The 1,112-nt window shown below is 45.7% G+C and carries 1 protein-coding gene; it reads right to left on the reverse strand.

Annotation, left to right across the window (positions count from 1 at the left end; all coding sequences use genetic code 11):
- Positions 1-425 precede the first annotated feature (425 nt).
- The coding region (locus tag A3729_RS06765) for a LysR substrate-binding domain-containing protein (protein WP_068633493.1) at positions 426-1,112 on the reverse strand (687 nt) is incomplete at its 5' end.

The following is a 1,112-nucleotide window of genomic DNA, read 5'->3' on the forward strand; positions in this document are numbered from 1 at the left end:
TATCTAACAAATAACGATTGCCGTAGGCAGAGGGTTCCAGCCTTCGCTGGATCAACCCCGTACTAGCCCGCTTGCGAGCCATGGAAGGCTCTGCCTACAGAAGTCGGTTTACCTAGTGCCCGCGTAGGCAGAGGGTTCCGCCCCTCGCAGACTCTGCCCCATGCTACTCCTCATGCGAGCTGTGGAAGGCTTTGCCTACAGTTAGATGGGTTTAGCGACAAACCCTGTCCTGGTAGTAGTCATTGCTGTAGTTGCAGGACTTACATGCAGAAGGCTTGTCATTACTATGCTTTGATGCTTTTGGGCTAATTGTCTCGATAATCTTTTTCATTCGACTTTCTCCTATTGATTGTTTGCATTGTTAGCTTCGCAAGTCATGTGCAATTTGTATAGTTCAAAAAATAGAAGTAGATGATCACTTTTTCTTAACGAAGTTCTTCAGCAAACACTTCCATTAAGCACTCAATGTTCTTGACGCCGATATAGTTGGGGCGACTTAAAAAAGCGATTCTGCGATGAGGTCCTGGTTCATTCAAGTGAATTGCTTTGAGGTCATCGCTTTGGCTATTTATCTGCTTTAAGGCCATCTCGGGAACGAGAGTACTACCCATACGACCGGCCACCATTTGAATCAAAGTGTTGAGGCTGGTCGCGCCTAGTGTTTCACTTTGTTCATTATTACTTAGCTTACATGCTGCTAGGGCATGATCTTTAAGGCAGTGACCGTCCTTGAGTAGCATTAGTTTTGACTGATCTATTTCGGTACTGGTGATTTCATCTAAACCTGATTGCTCTGCATCATTGCGCGTCAGCCAGTAAAAGTCTTCTTGAAAGAACTCAAAGGCTAACAGTCCGTCATGTGGATAGGGTAGCGCCAGAATTGCGGTATCAATCTCGCCTTTGCGGATCATGTCTACCAGGACATGAGACTGCTCTTCGATAATTGTCAGTTTGAAGTCAGGGTATTGTTGGCGAAGTGCAGGTAAGACTTTGGGAAGTAAGTAAGGCCCGACTGTTGGAATGACACCAACCGTCATCGGATGATTTAAAGGCGCTTTCTGGTTTTGCGATAGTTGATAAAGGCTGTCGACTTCCAGTTTGATACTTTGTGC

The organism is Oleiphilus sp. HI0043 (assembly GCF_001634935.1).